This is a genomic window from Coleofasciculus sp. G2-EDA-02 (assembly GCF_040226375.1).
Taxonomy (GTDB): Bacteria; Cyanobacteriota; Cyanobacteriia; order Cyanobacteriales; family Coleofasciculaceae; genus Coleofasciculus.
Genome location: NZ_JAVKEW010000119.1, coordinates 1 through 19,764, shown reverse-complemented (window position 1 = coordinate 19,764; position 19,764 = coordinate 1). Strand labels below are relative to the sequence as shown.

General features: G+C 45.1%; 18 protein-coding genes and 1 tRNA gene. 8 read left to right on the top strand and 11 right to left on the bottom strand.

Annotated elements, in window-relative coordinates:
• Window positions 1-244 precede the first annotated feature (244 nt).
• Entirely contained in the window at window positions 245-1,021 is a 777-nt protein-coding gene (locus RLO19_RS13290; RefSeq protein ID WP_446357062.1) for a hypothetical protein, read from the top strand.
• A complete protein-coding gene (locus RLO19_RS13285) occupies window positions 1,018-1,674 on the top strand; it encodes a hypothetical protein (RefSeq protein ID WP_446357061.1) in 657 nt (218 codons plus the stop codon). Before RLO19_RS13290 ends, RLO19_RS13285 begins: the two co-directional genes overlap by 4 nt.
• Before the next feature lie 287 nt (window positions 1,675-1,961).
• Here the strand turns inward: RLO19_RS13285 and xseB are convergent, their stop codons facing one another.
• Window positions 1,962-2,225, bottom strand: coding sequence for an exodeoxyribonuclease VII small subunit (gene xseB / locus RLO19_RS13280; RefSeq protein WP_446336494.1), 264 nt, complete (start codon window positions 2,223-2,225; stop codon window positions 1,962-1,964).
• A 132-nt stretch (window positions 2,226-2,357) separates the two neighbouring features.
• On the opposite strand from xseB, the gene RLO19_RS13275 reads away from it, so the two are divergent.
• The 4 genes from RLO19_RS13275 (at window position 2,358) to RLO19_RS13260 (ending at window position 4,769) form a co-directional block, all read left to right on the top strand.
• Window positions 2,358-2,678, top strand: a complete 321-nt coding sequence (locus tag RLO19_RS13275; RefSeq protein ID WP_446357060.1) for a 2Fe-2S iron-sulfur cluster-binding protein — start codon at window positions 2,358-2,360, stop codon at window positions 2,676-2,678.
• A gap of 244 nt (window positions 2,679-2,922) precedes the next feature.
• Entirely contained in the window at window positions 2,923-3,117 is a 195-nt protein-coding gene (locus tag RLO19_RS13270) for a hypothetical protein (RefSeq protein ID WP_446357058.1), read from the top strand.
• 2 nt (window positions 3,118-3,119) lie between these two features.
• Window positions 3,120-4,172 carry a DUF3326 domain-containing protein gene (locus RLO19_RS13265; RefSeq protein ID WP_446357109.1) on the top strand — a complete coding sequence of 351 codons (1,053 nt, stop codon included), beginning with the start codon at window positions 3,120-3,122 and terminating at the stop codon, window positions 4,170-4,172.
• A gap of 3 nt (window positions 4,173-4,175) precedes the next feature.
• A complete protein-coding gene (locus tag RLO19_RS13260; protein WP_446357056.1) occupies window positions 4,176-4,769 on the top strand; it encodes a CPBP family intramembrane glutamic endopeptidase in 594 nt (197 codons plus the stop codon).
• 204 nt (window positions 4,770-4,973) lie between these two features.
• On the opposite strand, the gene purN is transcribed toward RLO19_RS13260, so the two are convergent.
• Window positions 4,974-5,639 carry a phosphoribosylglycinamide formyltransferase gene (purN, locus tag RLO19_RS13255; RefSeq protein WP_446357054.1) on the bottom strand — a complete coding sequence of 222 codons (666 nt, stop codon included), beginning with the start codon at window positions 5,637-5,639 and terminating at the stop codon, window positions 4,974-4,976.
• A gap of 127 nt (window positions 5,640-5,766) precedes the next feature.
• On the opposite strand from purN, the gene RLO19_RS13250 reads away from it, so the two are divergent.
• Window positions 5,767-9,168 (top strand): UvrD-helicase domain-containing protein, encoded by a 3,402-nt coding sequence (locus RLO19_RS13250; protein ID WP_446357053.1) that lies wholly within the window; start codon window positions 5,767-5,769, stop codon window positions 9,166-9,168.
• A gap of 405 nt (window positions 9,169-9,573) precedes the next feature.
• On the opposite strand, the gene RLO19_RS13245 is transcribed toward RLO19_RS13250, so the two are convergent.
• The 7 genes from RLO19_RS13245 to RLO19_RS13215 form a co-directional block, all read right to left on the bottom strand.
• Window positions 9,574-10,500, bottom strand: a complete 927-nt coding sequence (locus tag RLO19_RS13245) for a DMT family transporter (RefSeq protein ID WP_446357051.1) — start codon at window positions 10,498-10,500, stop codon at window positions 9,574-9,576.
• 193 nt (window positions 10,501-10,693) lie between these two features.
• On the bottom strand, window positions 10,694-11,878 hold the full coding sequence (locus RLO19_RS13240) for a GNAT family N-acetyltransferase (RefSeq protein WP_446357050.1): 1,185 nt from the start codon (window positions 11,876-11,878) through the stop codon (window positions 10,694-10,696).
• Window positions 11,879-12,175: 297 nt separating this feature from the next.
• Window positions 12,176-12,469 carry a hypothetical protein gene (locus RLO19_RS13235; protein WP_446357048.1) on the bottom strand — a complete coding sequence of 98 codons (294 nt, stop codon included), beginning with the start codon at window positions 12,467-12,469 and terminating at the stop codon, window positions 12,176-12,178.
• Window positions 12,470-12,866: 397 nt separating this feature from the next.
• On the bottom strand, window positions 12,867-15,113 hold the full coding sequence (locus RLO19_RS13230; protein WP_446357046.1) for an adenylate/guanylate cyclase domain-containing protein: 2,247 nt from the start codon (window positions 15,111-15,113) through the stop codon (window positions 12,867-12,869).
• 217 nt (window positions 15,114-15,330) lie between these two features.
• A complete protein-coding gene (locus RLO19_RS13225; protein WP_446357045.1) occupies window positions 15,331-16,131 on the bottom strand; it encodes an alpha/beta fold hydrolase in 801 nt (266 codons plus the stop codon).
• A 106-nt stretch (window positions 16,132-16,237) separates the two neighbouring features.
• The gene (locus RLO19_RS13220; RefSeq protein WP_446357043.1) at window positions 16,238-16,618 is read right to left on the bottom strand and encodes a hypothetical protein; all 381 of its coding nucleotides are present in this window, start codon (window positions 16,616-16,618) and stop codon (window positions 16,238-16,240) included.
• A gap of 455 nt (window positions 16,619-17,073) precedes the next feature.
• Window positions 17,074-17,155: transfer RNA gene (locus RLO19_RS13215), tRNA-Leu, on the bottom strand.
• A gap of 470 nt (window positions 17,156-17,625) precedes the next feature.
• On the opposite strand from RLO19_RS13215, the gene accC reads away from it, so the two are divergent.
• Window positions 17,626-18,981 carry an acetyl-CoA carboxylase biotin carboxylase subunit gene (gene accC, locus RLO19_RS13210; RefSeq protein ID WP_446357041.1) on the top strand — a complete coding sequence of 452 codons (1,356 nt, stop codon included), beginning with the start codon at window positions 17,626-17,628 and terminating at the stop codon, window positions 18,979-18,981.
• 14 nt (window positions 18,982-18,995) lie between these two features.
• Here accC and RLO19_RS13205 read toward each other — a convergent pair whose 3' ends face one another.
• Entirely contained in the window at window positions 18,996-19,280 is a 285-nt protein-coding gene (locus RLO19_RS13205) for a YggT family protein (RefSeq protein WP_446357039.1), read from the bottom strand.
• Window positions 19,281-19,341: 61 nt separating this feature from the next.
• Window positions 19,342-19,563 (bottom strand): DUF4351 domain-containing protein, encoded by a 222-nt coding sequence (locus RLO19_RS13200; RefSeq protein WP_446357037.1) that lies wholly within the window; start codon window positions 19,561-19,563, stop codon window positions 19,342-19,344.
• Window positions 19,564-19,764 lie beyond the last annotated feature (201 nt).

Sequence of the window (19,764 nt, the reverse complement as noted above, 5' to 3'; positions counted from 1 at the left end):
TTGCTCAAATTAGCTCTAGACCTGTTCAGCAAATATAGAGAATCCCTATATGTGGTAGTTGAGATCGCTAATTGAGGACATAAACCCCTAGATATAGTATTGTCAGCTAATTAGCAGATAAGTCTAATTCGTCACGCCCATTGATCAGGATATACCAATCTTGCTATGCTTAAGTTATGGCAAAAATAACTAAACCTATGATTTAGTTATAATTTAAGTTTTTAATTTAAGGTATTATGATACTATGCAAGATGGATCAATTCAACTTATTGTTGAGAATAGAAATCACATTCATATTATATCTTGGATTCTAGAAGCGGCTAATTATCCTCTAGATAAGATTAAAATAAATGCAGTTGCTAAAAGTAACCTCAAAGCTTTCTTGCAAGGATTACCTCCTGGTATTACAAGAAGTTGTGCTGTTTTAGTTAACTGTGATGCAGCAAGCGTTCCAGAGGCTTTAGACAAGGCTAACAGACGGTTAGGATATCCTTCTGTAGGAGTCTTTTGTGCTGTTCCAGAAGTTGAGGCTTGGCTGTTTGCCGATGAGATTACAGCTATAGAAAACGCCAAAACTCAATGGGGAATTGAAGTATCACCTGCACTGCCGTTACCCGAAGACATTAAAAGTCCAAAAAGTCATGCAGAACTAGCTTTTGGCAAGACTATTAGTTCTTGGCAATTTGTGAAAGATATAAATATTGATAGAGCGGAGGCAAGATCACCTTCACTGCGGAACTTTTTACAAGGTATTGATCGCTTATTAGCTGACCAACCAACACCTCATTTTGAAAGTGTTTCCCGTAATATTAGTCGGGATGTTTTTGCTGGGCTTATTCGGGAAATCATTCCGGCAACTACAGTCATTTGGAAAACGGCAACAGGAGAGCTTTTTACAGCAGGAGAACTCCGAAAGCAAATTGAAGAAGGTACAGAGATTGGTCAGCAATATGCATCAGATGTACTTAGAGTAGCACGAGATTTTATGAAGCGAAAAGCGAATCGGAGAGAATCTGAATGATTGTATTTGTTCCGGCTTATGATCCATCTACTGAGGCAAATATCGCTATTGCAAAGCTAATTATAACAGAGGATTGTGTCACAATTTTTGAAAAGAAAGCAACACGCAAAGAACTTATCGCCGTATTGTCTAAAGCGGATTTATTGCCTGTCTTTGCTATGTGTCACGGTGTTCGTAATGCCTTGAAAGGTCACAAGGGGGATGTAGCTTTGTCCTGTGATAATGTACATGATGTACAACTGCTAAGTCAACGTACCGTTTATGCTTTTGCTTGTCATACGGCAACTGAACTCGGTAGAGCAGCGGCAGACATAGGAGCTATTTGGTGGGGATATTCGGACACAATTTCATGTGCTATTGATTCATCTTCCGTGATTCCAATTTTTACTGAAATTTTTATCTTCATTCGAGATAATTTTCAGGGAGCAAGATCTTCACAAGATAGGCAGAGGGTTATTGAGCAGCTTAAGCAGATGTGTGAGCAAGCAGAAGCTCAGGTAGATCAAATTGATGCTCAAACTGAGATTACTGATATTACAGAAGTGTATATGACACTGCGCCATATATGGGACAGATTACGAATTTGGGTTCCTGGAATTCAAGTTCCAGAACAACATCCTGATGCATCAAGCCCTTCTCTCCCTTGGGGGTGATTAGACATTCTTTTGCATCAACTAATCAGAAATAAACCTGAATAATTAATACAATTAAACAAGTTAGATTTTAACCCACGTAGGTGTGGGTTTTGTTTGTGTAGCGGTGATTTCTAATCGCCAGATGCAAGATATAACAAGCTTCAAGGTTTATGACTCTTGCCCACCTTACAGAAAATCTGTAGGGGCGCAAGGCTTGCACCCTTGGTAATGTACACCACCCAATCCAAAAACGCTAGATTGAACAAGGTAATTAGTTATCGAACAGATGAGCAAACAGTTAGAGATCAAGTCTGGGAATCTGACTCATCGGTTAATGTCTCAATCAACAAATCCATTTGCTGTTGTCGCTGTTGCAGAAAGGCTTCACATTGACGCAAATACTCGACAGCTGAGGCAAATTGGTCAAATACCTCGGCTAATTCCAGTTCCCCCCGTTCGATTTGCTCAATAATCGTCTCAACCTGAGCCACTGTCGCCTCATAGTTCCAAGACGGCGGGAGGGAGGGTTCAGCAGGGTGAGTACGAGAGGATGCGATCGGATCAACCATGAGAATCTAGAGTATCGGTCTCATAATAAACTTAAGGATAGCCGGGAATCCGGCACCAAACGTTAAAATAATCCCGGTCAATATTTTTTCCCGCACCGGGAAAGTAAACCTGGAAAGCCGCTAAGAGGTATAATGCCCAAGACTTACACCGTCGAAATCAATCACCAAGGTACAACCCACATTATAGAAGTCTCAGAAGACAAAAAGATTCTTCAGGCTGCGGAGGAACAAGGGATAGATTTACCCAATTCCTGCAATGCTGGCGTTTGTACAACCTGTGCCGCTAAAATCATTGAGGGTTCTGTTGATCAAAGCGAAGGGATGGGACTTGGACCGGCATTGCAAGAGGAAGGGTATGTCTTGCTTTGTATCGCCTTACCGCGCTCCAATCTGAAAGTGGAATCCGGTAAGGAAGACGAGGTTTATGATCGCCAATTCGGTCAACCTTCTTGAGGCAGCCGAGAGGACACAGGATTGTCGGGGTGGGTTTTACCGATAACGTTTGGTAAGAAACTGATAACTTGACTCAACTCACCCTGATGGGGAAACATTTGGGGAGCATGTCAGGACAGAAAATGTTCCAGAAGTGCGATGGTGTTGGGTTTCGTTCCTCAACCCAACCTACTTGCGTTGACATCCACCCAGATATGTACCCCTTGACAATTCATCATTGTATTGTAATTTACCCCACTAAAAAATGACGACTCACTTCATTACTGCTGAAATTGACCTCCAGGAGTCACCCAAACAACTCCATCAAGCGATTGAGACGGAACTGCAAAAACAGGGAGAACCCCTGCGTTGGGCGGTTACATCTGTGGATACTCAGGAGCAAAAGGCTCAGGTTGAAGCGATTGTCACCAAGACTAATCCTCAACCGTCCACCCCTTGATCATTGTGCGTCCTTATACTGTTGTTTTAATCGTTCCCACAGGAATTGGCGCATCCATTGGTGGCTATGCGGGAGACGCTTTACCCGTCGCCAGAGCGATCGCGCAAATCTGCGATCGCCTAATCACTCACCCCAATGTCCTCAATGGTGCTCAACTCTATTGGAATTTACCCAACGCCCTCTATGTCGAAGGCTATGGGCTTGACAAATTCGCCGCTGGATGCTGGGGGTTACAACCTGTGCATCAAAATCGGGTGGGATTAATTCTCGACCAAGGGATTGAACCGGATCTGCGTTTACGCCATCTGCAAGCGGCTGATGCCACCAGAGCCACGTTAGGACTGAATCTGACCGACTACGTAATCACTGACGCCCCCTTAAATGTGGAACTGCGGACAGCGCCATCGGGTGCGAGTTGGGGTACGATTGGTAATCCGGATAGTTTGTTGCGATCGGCTGAAGTGCTGATTCAACAGGCAAAGGCAGAGGCGATCGCAGTAGTGGCTCGTTTTCCTGATGATCTAGGAAGCGAAGCCCTAGAAGCCTACCGACAGGGACAAGGGGTCGATCCGCTAGCGGGTGCAGAAGCCGTGATCTCTCACCTGATTGTGCGAACTTTCCAAGTCCCTGGCGCCCACGCCCCGGCATTAATGCCCCTTCCCCTAGAACCCAACTTGTCGCCGCGATCGGCAGCCGAGGAATTAGGCTATACGTTTTTACCCTGTGTGCTGGTGGGATTAAGTCGCGCCCCGCAATTTCAAGTGAAGAGGCGTCAACCCGGAGAGATTTGGGCAGAGGATGTGGATGCGGTAGTGATTCCCGCTAGTGCCTGTGGCGGTAGTGCCTTGTTAAGCTTAAGTCAGTTACGGACTCAAATTATTGCCGTTGAGGATAACCAAACCTCAATGCAAGTGCCTCCAGAACCTTTGGCAATCAAAGCTGTGCGAGTACACTCGTATTTAGAGGCACTGGGCATGTTAGTAGCACATCGCGCTGGAATTAGTGCTGATGCTCTGAGTCCCTCTGTGTCGTCTATGCGTAGCTTATCTATATAGTTAGTGACTAAACAGCTTCCCGATAACCCTGACTTTGAACCCCTCACCCGCACCCAAGTGTTAGTTGCCATGGGGATAACGGCGATTGTTTTGCTCGTCGTGGCTAAACTCTGGCTGAAATTTGGGTCGGTGACACTTTTATCCCTAGACTTTACCTTAGAAGGATTACTCATCGGATTGGGTATAGGCGTGGGAATTACCGCCATGAGTGGTGTGGTCTATCGCCTATGGTCAGCATACCGTCAAAGTGCTGACGTTTACCTCAACTTGGTTTTAAAACCATTGGTATTACCTGATCTGATTTGGTTGGGGTTACTTCCGGGTATGAGTGAAGAGTTGCTATTTCGGGGGGTAATGTTGCCCGCCATTGGTTTAAACGCCCTGGGTGTGATTATTTCTAGCTTGGTGTTTGGCATTTTACATTTGAGTGGTTCCCAGCAGTGGCCCTATGTTGTTTGGGCAACGATTGTGGGATTGTTACTGGGGGTTAGTGCTGTCGGTACAGGGAATTTGCTGATTCCCATTGTGGCTCATGTGGCGACCAATTGGCTGTCCAGTTTCCTTTGGAAATTGGGACATCGAGAAGTTGAAACGTAAACTTGCGATAGATCCCCGACTATTTGCAAACCCCAGCTAATTATTATGTTTACTTATCAAAAGCATAAGAGCTTTATATAAGTAAATATACTCCCCTGGCTGGACATTTTTTGTAAAGATTCTGTGAAAACAGATTTGTTTTATATGAAGTTGATATGAAGTTGCTCGACCATCTGTAGGGGCACGACATGTCGTGCCCCTACTCTAGGCTCCTAAAGCCATCCCCGCCGCAACTTGGGCGATCGCTTGGGGTAAAATGCGATGTTCCTGTACTTGAATCCGGGCGTGTAGCGTCTCTGGCGTGTCGTTCGGAAGCACGGGAACGGCGGCTTGAATTAAAATAAGTCCACTATCCACTTCTGGGCTGACTAAGTGAACTGTACATCCGGTAATTTTGACGCCTGCGGCTAAGGCTTCCTCCTCGGCGTGAATCCCTTTGAAACTGGGTAATAGACTAGGATGGAGGTTGAGGATGCGACTAGGAAATGCATCAATCAAGACTGGGGTAACAATTCGCATCCAACCCGCCATGACGACGAGTTCAACTTGGTATTGTCTCAATGTTTCAACAATTTGAGCATCAAGTGCTTCTCGTTTTTTGTAATCCCGGTGATTATGCAGAACCATGGGAATGCCGAATTTTTCGGCTCTGGCGATGGCTTTGATACCGGGATTATTGTAGATCATCACTTGAATTTGGGCATGGAGTTGCCCATCTGCGATCGCTTGGGCGATGGCTTCAAAGTTGGTGCCACTCCCTGATACCATAATGCCTAGTTTAATAGGAGGAGTATCTGGAGCCGGTTTTGGAGTAACCGCCGGTGAAATGAGACTAGGGGTTGTATTCGTCGCTGGGGTATTGCTGGTCATACAGAACTACACAAATTGCCAACAGTATCATAATTGCCAGATGGCGTCTTCCTGATACAGGATTGCCTCAAAATACGATACCCTGTACTAGAATAGCCAAACTCCTACCCTCCTGCCTCAGCTAGCCATGACTCAATCAACTGACTTTCTGACGCACCTCAATCCCTCTCAACGTCGCGCTGTCGAACATTTCTGCGGTCCCTTGCTGGTTGTGGCGGGGGCGGGTTCGGGTAAGACGAGGGCGCTAACCTACCGCATCGCCAATCTGATTCTTACCCATAAGGTCGATCCCGGAAACATTTTAGCGGTTACCTTCACCAACAAAGCCGCACGGGAGATGAAATCCCGGATTGAAACCCTATTTGCCCAGCAACTTGCTGTTCAAAAGCGGGGTCAACGTTTAGAGTTACTCCCAGAAGTTGAACAAACCCAGTTGCGATCGCAGGTCTATAAAAAATACATCAAACCCCTGTGGATTGGTACGTTTCACAGCTTGTTTGCTCGGATTCTCCGCTATGATATCAACAAATATCAAGATGAAAAAGGACGCCAATGGAAGCGTAATTTTTCCATCTTTGACGAATCCGATGCCCAAACTCTGGTGAAAACCATCGTCACCAAACAATTAAATCTAGACGATAAAAAATTTAACCCCCGTACCATTCGCTACGCGATTAGCAACGCCAAAAACTTAGGCTTATCGCCCCAAGACTTTGAAAAAGAGCAGTCGGGTTATAAAGGGCGAGTCTATGCCGAAGTTTATCACCATTATCAAGACCAGTTAGCGGCGAACAATGCCCTGGACTTTGATGATCTGATTTTAGTCCCCGTTCAACTCTTCCAACAAAACGAATCAGTCCTCGGATATTGGTATAATCAATTTCGCCATATTTTAGTGGATGAATATCAAGACACCAACCGTATCCAGTACGAACTGATACACCTATTAACCACAAACGGCGAAACTGAAAAAAATCAATGGAATTGGCGCGATCGCTCCGTATTTGTTGTCGGTGATGCCGATCAGTGTTTTCCTCCCGGAACCAAGGTTTTAACTCCCGCAGGCGAGAAACCCATTGAAACCTTGAAAGTAGGAGACAAGGTTCTATCGCCGACTGGTCAAAAACAACTTTATCCCCATCAAATCACTCATATCAAAAAAGGATACTTTTGTGGTTCTCTCTGGTCGATTCGTGCGGGTCAACAGGTATTAAGTGGAACACCTCATCATATTGTTCTTGCCAGAATGACACCCATTGAAGGGCATTATTATGTGTATCTGATGTACAGAGCGGATCGCGGCTATCGCGTTGGCATCACTAAAAGTCTACGTCACAACGATTATCGATGCGATGAACTCGGCTTTAAAGTTCGTATCGCCCAAGAAAATGGGGATAAGCTTTGGGTACTGAAAACCACGACTTCTTATGAAGAAGCGGCTTACTATGAAGCATATTATGCGGCTAAATATGGGTTGCCAACGCTAGTATTTCATGGTAAAGGTCGGCGTATGCGTCTGAATGATGAGTGGATTTTTCGCCTATACCAAGAAATTGATACCATCACCAATGCTCACCGATTAATGCAAGATCTCTGGCTGCATCCAGATTATCCTCACTACCGTCCTCAGAATGGTTTGCGACGACAGACATTAAATCTGGTTATGTTTGGTACACCTCGGTTAGAGCGACAAAAATCTGCTAGCTATCATCGTATCCAATGGTGTTCTAATCGTAGTGATATTGCGAACTTAGAAGCGGCTGGCTTTAGCATTCGTTCAGGGAAAAATAGCCGAGAGTATCGGGTTGAAACCGCGAGAGTTTCATACAAAGAAGCGGTGAGTATGGCGCATTCTATTGCCGATGCAGGTCAACTGGAAATTCAACGCAAAGCATTAATCAGTGGCACAAGTTATTATTTTATGCCTTTATCTCATCTCCACCCCGGAATGAGAGTGCTAGTCGAGGTGGATGATACCTTAACAGAGGTGGAAATTGAGCAAGTTTGGCAAGATGAGTATGAGGGAGACGTGTATGACTTAGAAGTCGATGTAGCTCATACTTATATAGCTAATCGTCTGCTAGTCCATAACTCAATTTATTCCTTTAGGATGGCAGATTTCACCATCTTATTAGGATTTCAGCAAGACTTTGGCGATGGGTTGCCTGATGAAACAACCAGCACTATGGTTAAATTAGAGGAAAACTATCGCTCGCGCGAAAATATTCTCCAAGCGGCTAACTATTTAATTGAACAGAATACCCAGCGAATTGACAAAATTCTCAGACCCACACGCGGTTTAGGGGAAGAAATTTACTGCCATCACGCCGAAGATGAGTTAGAAGAGGCTCATTTTGTTGTTCAACAAATTCTGAAACTGAATCAACAAAACCCAGAACTGAACTGGGGAAGTTTTGCCATCCTTTATCGGACAAATGCACAATCTCGCCCCTTAGAAGATGCGCTGCGAGGTCAAGTTCCTTATGTGATTATCGGGGGATTAAAATTCTACGATCGCAAAGAGATTAAAGACGCCTTGGCTTATCTAAGAACCATTGCCAATCCGAGCGATACAGTAAGTTTATTGCGGATTATAAACACACCGCGCCGGGGTATTGGTAAAGCCACGATTGATAATTTAGTGGTTGCAGCTCAACAATTAAACATTCCCCTCTGGGAAATTATCCGGGATGAAACCTCGGTAAATACAATTGCTGGACGTTCTGCTAAAGCTGTAAATAAGTTTGCCCAATTGATTCAGCAGTGCCAAGACAATACGGAAAACTTAGAAGCTGTAGAAATCATCAAGTTTATTATGGAGGAATCGGGATATATTGATGACTTGAAAAACCAAGGCACAGACGAAGCTGAAAACCGATTGGAAAATATCAATGAACTCTATAATGCTGTTGTTCAATTCCAAGAAGAAAATGCAGATCCCAGCCTAGAAGGGTTTCTGGCAAATGCGTCTCTGGCGTCTGACTTAGATAATCTGGAAGACGGACAACAAGCGGTATCTTTAATGACGCTACACTCGGCTAAAGGATTAGAGTTTCCGGTTGTGTTTCTGGTTGGTTTAGAACAAGGACTTTTTCCCCATAGCCGTACTATCGATGATCCTATTGCCTTAGAGGAAGAACGCCGCCTCTGTTATGTGGGAATTACTCGCGCCCAAGAACAGTTATTTCTTTCCCACGCCCGTGAACGCCGTCTCTATGGGTATCGTGAACCTGCGGTTCGGTCTCAATTTTTGGATGAGTTACCCGAAGATTTAATTCGTAGTACCTTGGTGAAGGTGAAACAGAAAACTCCTTCAGCCTCAACTGAAAATTCGTCAAAATCCTCAGGTTCAACAGTAAAATCTAAAGAGTGGAAAAAAGGCGATTTACTCAGTCATGATACCTTTGGTATCGGAGAAGTAACTCATGTTTTCGGTTCGGGCAATAAAATTAGTATTGCGGTTAAGTTTCCCAGTTTGGGGCAAAAAATTCTTGACCCTAAGCGAACTAATATACAACGAGTTAATTAGTTAGCAAATAGGTAAAAGTCAATTGTAGGGGCGGGTTTAGCCACTCAAACTACTTGTCACTGATAAATGAACAACAAAACCCGCCCTTATTTAAACTGAAGTTCCCCCAGCCAAAAAATCAAAACTGCCTCACCGTGCGGCTTTGCGCGATTTTTGACGCGCCCTACATGGGTACAATCGCGCTCAACCTTGATGTAGCGAGGGTTTTCACCGATCTCTTGTCTATTGCTATCATTAGCGATCGCTAATGATAGCAAGTGCTACATGGGTACGATTTTTGAGGGGCTTGAGCGCTCAAACCATTACGGTATAAGGCTTGACGCTGGGCGCAGTACATCTGTATGGGGGGAACTTCAGTTTAAAAGTCTTGGTGCTGTATCTGTTGGGTACGAGTTGAATCTGTATTCAAGGTGATCGACGCCCTAATGCGATCGCAATCGAACCCGAAACCACTAACATAGCCCCCAAAAGCCCTAAACCTGTCCACTGTTCCGGTGCAACCCATCTGGGGACAAAGCGCGAAGCCATCCAAACTGAACTTAATGTTACCAACGGCGTCAGTGCTAATACCGCACTCACTCGCGAGGCTTGCCAATGTTCCAAGGCTTCTGCAAATGCACCATAAGCAATCAGGGTATTTAACCCACAAAAGAGCAGTAAACTCAGGTGTAAAGGACTCAAACTGAGGATGGATTGGGGTGTCGTTAGCGGCGTGAACAATAAAGCACAGACGCCATAAATTACCAGCATTATCGTAGTAGAGGGTAATTTATGCAAAAGCTGTTTCTGTGCCAAAGCGTAAATCGCCCAAGTCACAGCAGCTAAGAGGATAATTATATTACCGAATAGATAGGTAGAGCGTGAGGTGAGTAACGTCTGGAGTCGATCATGAAAAAATAGGGTAAATCCCAACACCAGAATACCCACACCAATCCATTGACGCAGAGTATAGCGTTCTTTGAAAACCACTAAAGCGCCCAAACCCAAAAACATGGGTGCTAACTGAATCAGCACTTGAGCATTTGTGGGAGAAGTTTGCCCCAACCCTTGCAAAAATAGCAGATAATTGATCCCTAAAAATAGAGTCGCGATCGCTAATAGTCCCAGAGACGCTGAACGCAGTTGCTGCAATGAGGGAAACTGTTGTCTTGTGGTTAAATAAAGCGCCAGCAATCCAAAAGCCATAAGAAAACGAAACCAGGTGATTGTATAAACATCCAACACCTGAAGGGTTATGGTTAGGGCTAGAGGTAGAATACCCCACATAAATACAGTAATTAAACATAGCACTAATCCCAAGCGCCAGCGACCAGAAGTTTGATGGAGTGACATGAATCAAGTAAAAAAAGTAAAAAGTCATGTAGAGACGTGATGCAAGAAGCGTCTGCCAATTGTAGGGGCGGGTTTAGCCACTCAACTTGAATATCACCGATAACATTTAGAGCAAAACCCGCCCTTTCCTAAATTGAAGGTATAGGCTTTAGCTTAACTTAACACCAATGCAAACCCCAATCCCTAATCCCGATTAAAAGAAATCCGGCATCCAAGGTAATGAACCAGAAAATAGCCAAGTTGCTCTTGACAACGCTGCCGATGTACTATCTAAATAACCCATCCGTCGCAGTTGTTCAGGAGTCAATAAACTGGTAAATAGAGAAGCCAACGCCCTTACATGCAAGCGGAATTCACCAGTTCCTCCCGGCGTGACGTTTCCTCGTCCCTGGGAAACACTCAAGATAAAGTTACCATTATTTGCGGCAAATAATTCATCTTGAACCTGTAAATGTAATTCAGTTTCAATCGGCAAAGGATATCCTCGTTTTTCCAAGGCTTTAGAAACATCAAGAATACGCAGCATCCAGCGTTTTTGATCACGAATTTGAGCCGTTTGTTCCGGTAAGGGTAACATTAAACTATCAATCAAAGAACTGTACCAGCGTACTTGCCTCACCTGAGAACGATGATCCGCGCAGAATGTCCAAAAACGCCGTGCGGCGGCTGGGGTAAGGAATGCCCAATCTTGAATATTGAGCAATAAGTTATTGGCTTCTTGAGATTGGGTACAGATAACGTAGCCTTCCGGTTGGGATTGTTCACCGATAAGATAAGCATAAACGGGCTGATCAGTTTGCGCTTCAAGCAGGTTTTGCCAAATCGCTGGATTTCGATTTAAATTACCGTTAGTGGTTTGTGCTTGTTGAGAATACAGATCCTGAAAAACCTCGTAGCCTATAGGTTTGACCCTAGACATGGGTAAAGTGCGATCGCGCCATTGAATCGTCTCGGTTGGTATCTGCCAATTACACCGAATCCCCGCTTGTTCATAGCCGACTTTGCGATAGAGAACTTGGGTAGCAGGGTAGAGGGTGGAAATGGGTACACCTTGCTGATGAAGTTCTTGGAGTGTGCATTGCATCAGTTTATAAGCCGCACCTGTACCCCGATACTCTGGGGCAATGCCAACGGCGGCAATTCCTGCCATGGGTATAGACTGACCCCCGTACCATTGTCCCATAGAGTAAATGGCTAAACCGCCAACAATCTTTTCCCCTTGACGGATGAGACGGAAATTATCTTGACCGATACGATTTAGGTAAACTTGCCAATCGTTAGGGGAACTAGCGAAACATTGCGTCAGCAGTTCCCCAAGTTGTTCAGCGTTGTCTGCGTTGGAGATGCTGCCATAATCAAGTTGAGCGCTGATAACCATTTTGCACTCTCATAATACGGTTTGTATTTAATTGTAATATATTCTCAATGATTTCCTGATCATTGATGAATAAATGAGTGGAATAAACCCTTGTAGAGGCGGGTTTAGACACTCCTATCCAGGAGATCGCCGATAAAATAGGATGACAAAACTGCCCTTGCACAACCTGCCGCGTGAAAGCGCTTCTGAGGAGACTAATCAAAAAATTTTCTCAAGGGTGACAATTGTCACAGGACTAGAATAACTTATGATATTTTTTCTGGCTCAACGATACCAGATGGATTCGGCGGTGTTGGCTTAAGCGACTCGTTGACTACAGGTAGGATACGCCGTTAAAGACTTTGGGTTGTAGTATTTCACCCCGGCTTTATCCAATGTTGCGATCGCGCTATCCATGGCTTCTTTAATCCAATTGTTTGGATCAGGGGACTTCCCACTGAGTTGGTAATCCGTTACATGAGGTTCGCACTCATCCGGATCATAGGTTCCGGAAGCTCGGCAAATAGACACATAGATGGTGTTATCAACGTCTGGATTTGGCATCTCAATTCTGATGTAGTGATTCAGATAGAGCAGGGTTGACATGAACATGAGCCTCGTCTCTCCGTATTTGCTAAAGGGATTTACATCTCTTCATTAATATTACTTTTATTTTTATACAATCCCGATATTTTCGCTTCCGCCAAATTCTCGGATTATTTTCTGTACTTTAGCGGATTGACAAATGTTACCTATTTTGCTAATTTCAGCCTTCTTGATATTACTAAAAAAAAATCAATATATTTACGCCAAACTACTAATTGTATAACAAATCTTAATTAAATGCAGCCCAGTATCCTCACCTTGGCGGATGAGCTTAAGAGCAAAACCGCCGGAGCCGCCCTAACTGCTCACGGCGTCTTTGGGCTGAGATAGGGTGTAGGGTGTAGGGATGGATAGAAGCATCTTAATAGAACAGAAGAAATTAGAACAATGAACAAGTATTAAATTATTTACGACCGATAAATAGATAAGTCGTCATCTTCCCCTTGCCTTTAATCTGAATTTGACCCCGCTTTTCAAATAAAAACTTGTCTTGACAGAGTTTGTATGTAGCTTCTGTGACCTGAATCTTATCAGGAATACCATGAGATTCCATGCGGCTGGCTGTATTGACCGCATCTCCCCACAAATCATAAATAAATTTTTTAGTGCCAATTACTCCAGCAACCACAGGACCAGTATTAATCCCAATCCGCAGACAAAAATTTTCATCCTGAAACTTGTTAAAGCGAGCAATCTCAATTTGCATATCTAATGCCATTTCGAGCATGGCTTCAGCATGATCTTTGCGAGGAGTGGGAATACCACTGGCGATCATATAAGCATCGCCAATTGTTTTAATCTTCTCTAACCCATACTTTTCAGTTAATTGATCAAATCGGGAGAAAATCTGATTTAATAAAAAAACCAATTGTGTGGGCGGCATTCGAGCCGAAAGATTGGTAAAGCCAACAATATCGGCAAATAAAATCGTCACATCTGCAAAGCGATCGGCAATGAGGCAGGTTTCCTGTTTTAATCGCTCGGCAATAGGTTGGGGTAAAATATTCAACAATAAACGCTCAGCCTTTTCTCGTTCCCAACGCAATGCCTTCTCAGATCGCTTACGTTGGGTAATATCACGGACAAAGGCACAGTTGTATTCCTTACCGTCAAATTCCAAATAACTAATTCGCACTTCTACGGGGAAAAGTTTACCATTTTTGCTGCGATGATGAGATTCAAGAGAGAGGGAACCACATTGTTTCAGAACCTGCCAGTGTGCTGACCAACTCTCAACAGTAAAATTAGCATCAATGTCATGAATCTTCATCGACAGAAAATCATTCAGGGGGTATCCCAGCAACCGACAAGCGGCATAATTGACATATAATATTCGTCCATCTTGCCCAATCCAAAAAATTGCATCAGCTGCCCGATCCACAGAAAACTGAGTAAATCGCAACGCTTCATTAACCGTTTCCAGTTGTTCATTCACCATTTCCAGTTGGGCGGTACGTTTGGCTAATGTCTGTTGGGCAAAATATTTCTCAGTGATATTATTAAATAACCATAGGCGACCTTGAATATCTTGACCGTCAGTTGGCAGACTTGATACACTCAGTACCAACGGTTGAGGTTGACTAAACTTCCAGATCCAGTCGTGAATTTCTGCTTGCGGTTGGGAAAAAAGCTGTGCCGCCTGAGTCGCAATTTCCTGCTGATTATCCACGCGGCTGCGTAAGATTGCCATCGCCTGCGCGATCGCACTCGGTTCCGCTTCACCCGGTTCTAACCCCAGAAGCTTTGCTCCGGCAGGATTGAGCCAGCCTTGTCCCCCACCGATATCAACAAAGACTACCCCCTGAGGTATTTCTAGAATGGCATTGTAGCGGGCTTTGAGCTGTTCTAGGCGAAACGTGGTGGTTTGCAGACGTAGGAGGGTGTGGAGTTGTGCGAGTAGTAAATCCAGGAAGCGACGCTGGTATGAGGGTAGGGAAGTTTGACGGTACCAGAGTAATAAGATAGCACCTTGCTCCTGTGTCGTTTGCTCCTTTCGCAGGGGGAGTACCGCCAGAGACTGTGTACCTTTGGCGACAAGGATAGGGGCTGCCTTGGGCGTCGCCGGATAATTAGCATAGAATAGAGTGCGTTTATAGGTTAGGGCTTCGGCAAAGAGTTTAGGCGTTGTCAGTTGATCGGGTAGGGCTGTAGGGGGAAAACAGACGAGGGCTTGGGCGGTTACCTGATCCAGTTGACGCAGTGCGATCGCAGCGTCGGCTAGGGATAACTCGTACAACTTGCGTGTAACCTGCTCAATGATTTGATCAGGAGTATTCATGTCTGATTGTGCGATCGCGGCGAGTACTGAACCAGCTGCCAATTTCCATTCAATTTCTAACAGGAAACGACGCACTAGCAAACCGCATCCAATTGCCAAACCCAATCCTGTGAGCCAAGGGCGTAAATCTGGATACTGACTACCAATCAGCCCGACAACTATCGCCACCAACCCTAGCATAGACAGTGATGGGGAATTGGTGATTAGGGATTGTCTAAGTTTTGAGTATTGAATATTGAGTATTGAGTTGACTTTTGTATCTCCCTCATCTTCCTTCCCTCCCCCCATTTTTGTGGCGGTGAAGGGACTCACAATCCAAGCAGGTAGAGGAAACAAAACGATGACAGTAAAGACAATCGATGTTAAACTCAATGTCAAGCTCCTGCTGGTATTAAGCGTATCTAGACCAACCAGCATCAGCAATAGTCCGATTAAAAATCGTCTAAATGTAGGAAGCTGATTAGGATGATCCAATGACAATAATGAGCATCAACAATAAGTGAAGAAGGATGTCGTAGACAAGGGAGAGTTTGTCGTCAGCGCCAAAGTGCGGCGGGTACAAAGGACACCTATATCAACGCCCTTTAAGTTAAGAACAAACAGAAGCCGCGATTGACTGGGTTACGGTATCTGGCGCACTCAGGTGAGGCAAATGACCCCTTGCATTTATATTGATTAGCTGACTCTCAGGGATGTTATCTGCCATATACTGACCCACTTGCAGGGGTACAGCGATATCATCGCTAGCTTGTAGAATCAGAGTCGGTACTCTCAGGCGGAGTAACTCCTCCCGGTGATCCGACTGAAAAATAACCCGGGCAACGGCTTGGGCAATATCCGGACGAATAGCCGTCAGAGTATTCGCAAATTCTGTTGCTAGTTCCGGACGTTCAGGGTTTCCCATCACCATGGAAGCAAAACCACTCACCCAAGCATAGTAGTTTGCCGACATTGCCCCATAGAGTGCATCTAGGTCGGACTGCTCAAACCCACCCACATATCCCACATCGTTGAGATACCGAGGAGATGCACCGACAAAAATAAGCTGACTGAAGCACGAGGGATCGATTAGCGCGGCTAGCAAGCTAATCATACCACTGACTGAGTGACCTACGAGAATGCAGTTGGTAAGTTTTAACTCATGACAGATTTCCAGCAAATCCTCGGCGTAGCTATAGAGGCTACTGTAGCGATGGGGACTATAGGCAGAAAAATCGGATTTTCCGGCGCCTACATGGTCAAAGAGGACAATACGATAGTTAGGGGCAAAGGCGGCGAATTGATGACGCCAAGCGGTTTGGTCTGAACCAAAACCATGGGCAAAGATAATTGTCTGCGTGCCGTTACCAAGAATATTGATATGATTGCGTTCTAAGATACTTGTTGTCATAGGCTAGGATCTCTAGTACAGGCATCTTGTTTTTTGTAAAATACGATGAGAGACGCGATTAATCGCGTCTCTTCCCTGAAAATCCGGCATAAAAAATTTGTCTTGCTCAGACAGCATGGAATGCGGCTAATATTTGTTTAGGTCTCAACGGAAACTTAAACCTTGAATGATTTGCAGATGCAACGGGCTTTGAGTCTGAAGCATTCGCCTCTTTCTCATCTAATCCATCCTCGTGTAACTCACAAACCGGAACTAAGATTGAGTCATGAGAACGCACCGCCATTTCGCCTCGTGCTAGTGCATCTCGCCACTGACGCCCAGTTTTCCACGCCTTAAACTTGGCAGCATTCCAACGAGGATTCACCGGATATCCAGCAAATCCGCAACGCAACGCGGCATGGTTAGCACTGGGAATCAGGGTATTGACCCAAACATTATCGGTTAGATCGATTAGCATGAAGTTTGGCTCCTTATAAACTGTAGACATAAACTTCACCTCTCTATTGTTGTCAACCGAACAATTTTGTTGAGTATTATCAACTATTATATTACAAATTGTTAAATTGCTACATCACTGACTGGCTATTGACTGGTATTGAGCTTCAACGGCAATACAGCCATTTCCAGATAATCGTGCGATCGCGCCAGAGTCCAGAAATTAACTAGGGATCTTACCAGCAATCTTTCTCTAGGCGCTAACCCGATCAAAGGTTTTGGATTTTTTCCACCCACGCCATTAATCTTTAGAAATCCAAAGAAAGCTTAAAGATTTGTCAAATGACTTATTTATACAAACTTATTTATACAAGCGGTGTGGGGTAGCTTCAATCCTAATCGCCTAAATTTTACCTGCACCCAGACGCAAGCGATCGCGCCTCTTTTCCCCGGCTACCCTGCACAAACAAAGCGAATCACTTCCCGATGCCGTCATACACCAGGGAGTGCGGATGGCGAGACTCGAACTCGCAAGGCTTACGCCACACGCCCCTCAAGCGTGCGTGTCTACCAATTCCACCACATCCGCATTGGCTAACTTATTATACCAACACTTGTGAGAAAATTACGACTTCTCGACAATTTTGTTGATGAATCCCATTAGAGACATCGCCCACGATTTCCCAAGGATGCAACCATTGGTGACAATCCCCCTTATCCTAGTGCAAGAAGGCAGAAATAACGCCAACAGCTAACATCTCCCCCAGCTCCCTCTGCTCCCTCTGCTCCCCCTGCTTCATCGTATCTACGAAGCTGCTCAAGTATTTCCATGCCCGCCGCGCTAGTGACGTACTCCTACAGTCAATCAAAGATTATACTGTAGGCTTCTCCTCTCCAAAAGGAGATTCGCGTTTTATAGAGAGGCGACGCCCAACCCCACTTTAAGCAATACAAACTGTACTAAATTATATTATGGTGATTCCTCTCACGTCAAATTGAAAGTTATGACGTGAGGCTCCTCGCCTATTAGCTGAATACGGATATAGAGCAAGCTGTTTTATGGACTTTGCCAAAATCTTAATTGCCAATCGTGGGGAAATTGCCCTGCGGATTCTCCGAACCTGTGAAGAAATGGGAATTGCCACCGTTGCCGTTCACTCAACCATCGATCAACACGCCCTACATGTACAACTGGCGGATGAAGCCATTTGCATCGGTGAAGCACCCAGTAGCAAAAGCTACTTGAATATTCCCAACATTATTGCCGCCGCCCTGACGCGCAATGCCACTGCCATTCATCCCGGCTATGGTTTTTTGGCAGAAAATGCCCGATTTGCCGAAATTTGCGCCGATCATCAAATCTCCTTTATCGGTCCATCACCCGAAGCGATGCGGGCGATGGGGGATAAATCCACCGCCAAGGAAACCATGCAACGGGCAGGCGTACCTACCGTACCGGGAAGTGAGGGATTGTTGAGTAGTGAACGCGAAGCCATAGCCCTTGCCAAAGACATGGGTTATCCGGTGATGATTAAAGCCACAGCAGGTGGTGGCGGACGGGGGATGCGCTTGGTTCCCGACGAGAGTGCGATGAGTCGCCTGTTTCAAGCCGCCCAAGGGGAAGCTGAAGCCGCCTTTGGCAACCCAGGACTTTATCTGGAAAAATTTATCGTCCGTCCCCGCCATATCGAGTTTCAAATTCTCGCTGATACTCACGGTAACGTCATTCATCTCGGAGAACGAGATTGTTCCATTCAGCGACGCCATCAGAAACTCCTAGAAGAAGCCCCCAGTCCAGCTTTGACCCCAGAACTGCGAGAAAAAATGGGAACAGCCGCCGTCATGGCTGCCAAGTCGATTAATTACGTTGGGGCGGGTACGATTGAGTTTCTCCTGGATGCCATGGGTAATTTTTACTTTATGGAAATGAATACCCGCATTCAAGTCGAACATCCCGTCACTGAGATGATCTCAGGATTGGACTTAATTGCCGAACAGATTCGTATTGCCCAAGGCGAACCCTTAAAACTGACTCAAGACCAAGTGACGCTTAAGGGACATGCGATTGAATGCCGGATTAATGCTGAAGATCCCGAACGCAATTTCCGTCCTCAACCGGGGCGGATTAGCGGTTATCTGCCACCCGGAGGACCCGGCGTGCGGATGGATTCCCATGTATACACCGATTATGAAATCCCCCCCTATTACGACTCATTAATCGGCAAGTTAATCGTCTGGGCACCTAACCGAGATGCCGCAATTCGCCGCATGAAACGCGCCCTGCGTGAATGTGCCATTACTGGTGTTGCAACCACGCTGAGTTTCCACCAAAAAATCTTAGAAACCCCAGCGTTTCTCAGTGGTGATGTTTATACGGATTTTGTTGAGCAAATGATGGCAACCGCCCAATCTTAAAGGGTTAGGGGCAGTCAGTGCATCATGGTCAGTAATCCTTGCTGACCTACAAGAATCTCCCGCAATAAGCTAACAATCCCAACCCAAATAATCGGCGTAATATCCACACCCCCAATGGGCTGCACCAGTTTGCGGGTTGGGACTAAAAAGGGTTCGGTGGGCAAAGCGACCAGATTAAAGGGGAAGCGGTTTAGATCGATCTGAGGATACCAGGTCAGGATAATCCGGAAGATGAATAGTAAGATAGCCAGTCCCAGTAAAGGGCTGAGAATCCACGTTGCTAATGTAACAGTATTCATGAGATAGTTCATTAGGTTACCGTTTTTGTCACAAGAGGAACATTTTACAGTGGTTAGGATTTTAGTGCGATCGCACCTCCAACCAATTCGACAAATCTTCCAAACTGTTGAAGTCTAAAAAATCTTCTCCTAAACCCTCTAAATTTTCAATAGATAAATCTTCAATTTGGCTGCTTATTGGCACTGGAATTTCTCCAAAACGCTTGGTCAGTTGACGCATAACTAGAGTAATCGCCTCTTTAATTCGTCCTTTTGCTTCGCCTCTTTCTTCAGAATTCCTCACTGAATCTTATGCCAACAGGTTGAACAATCTCTGAAACGCGATCGCGTTGCCTCTAATCGATGATTCTGTGGACAAAGGTTGAAAACTAGGCATAACTGTATCCATCCTGTCGGTGAATAGGTTGGCAGTACTTGTGGTTGATAATCTGAAGCTTGCTTTTAGCTGTAGAAATATCAAACTGCCCAGTCGCTCGAACCGTAA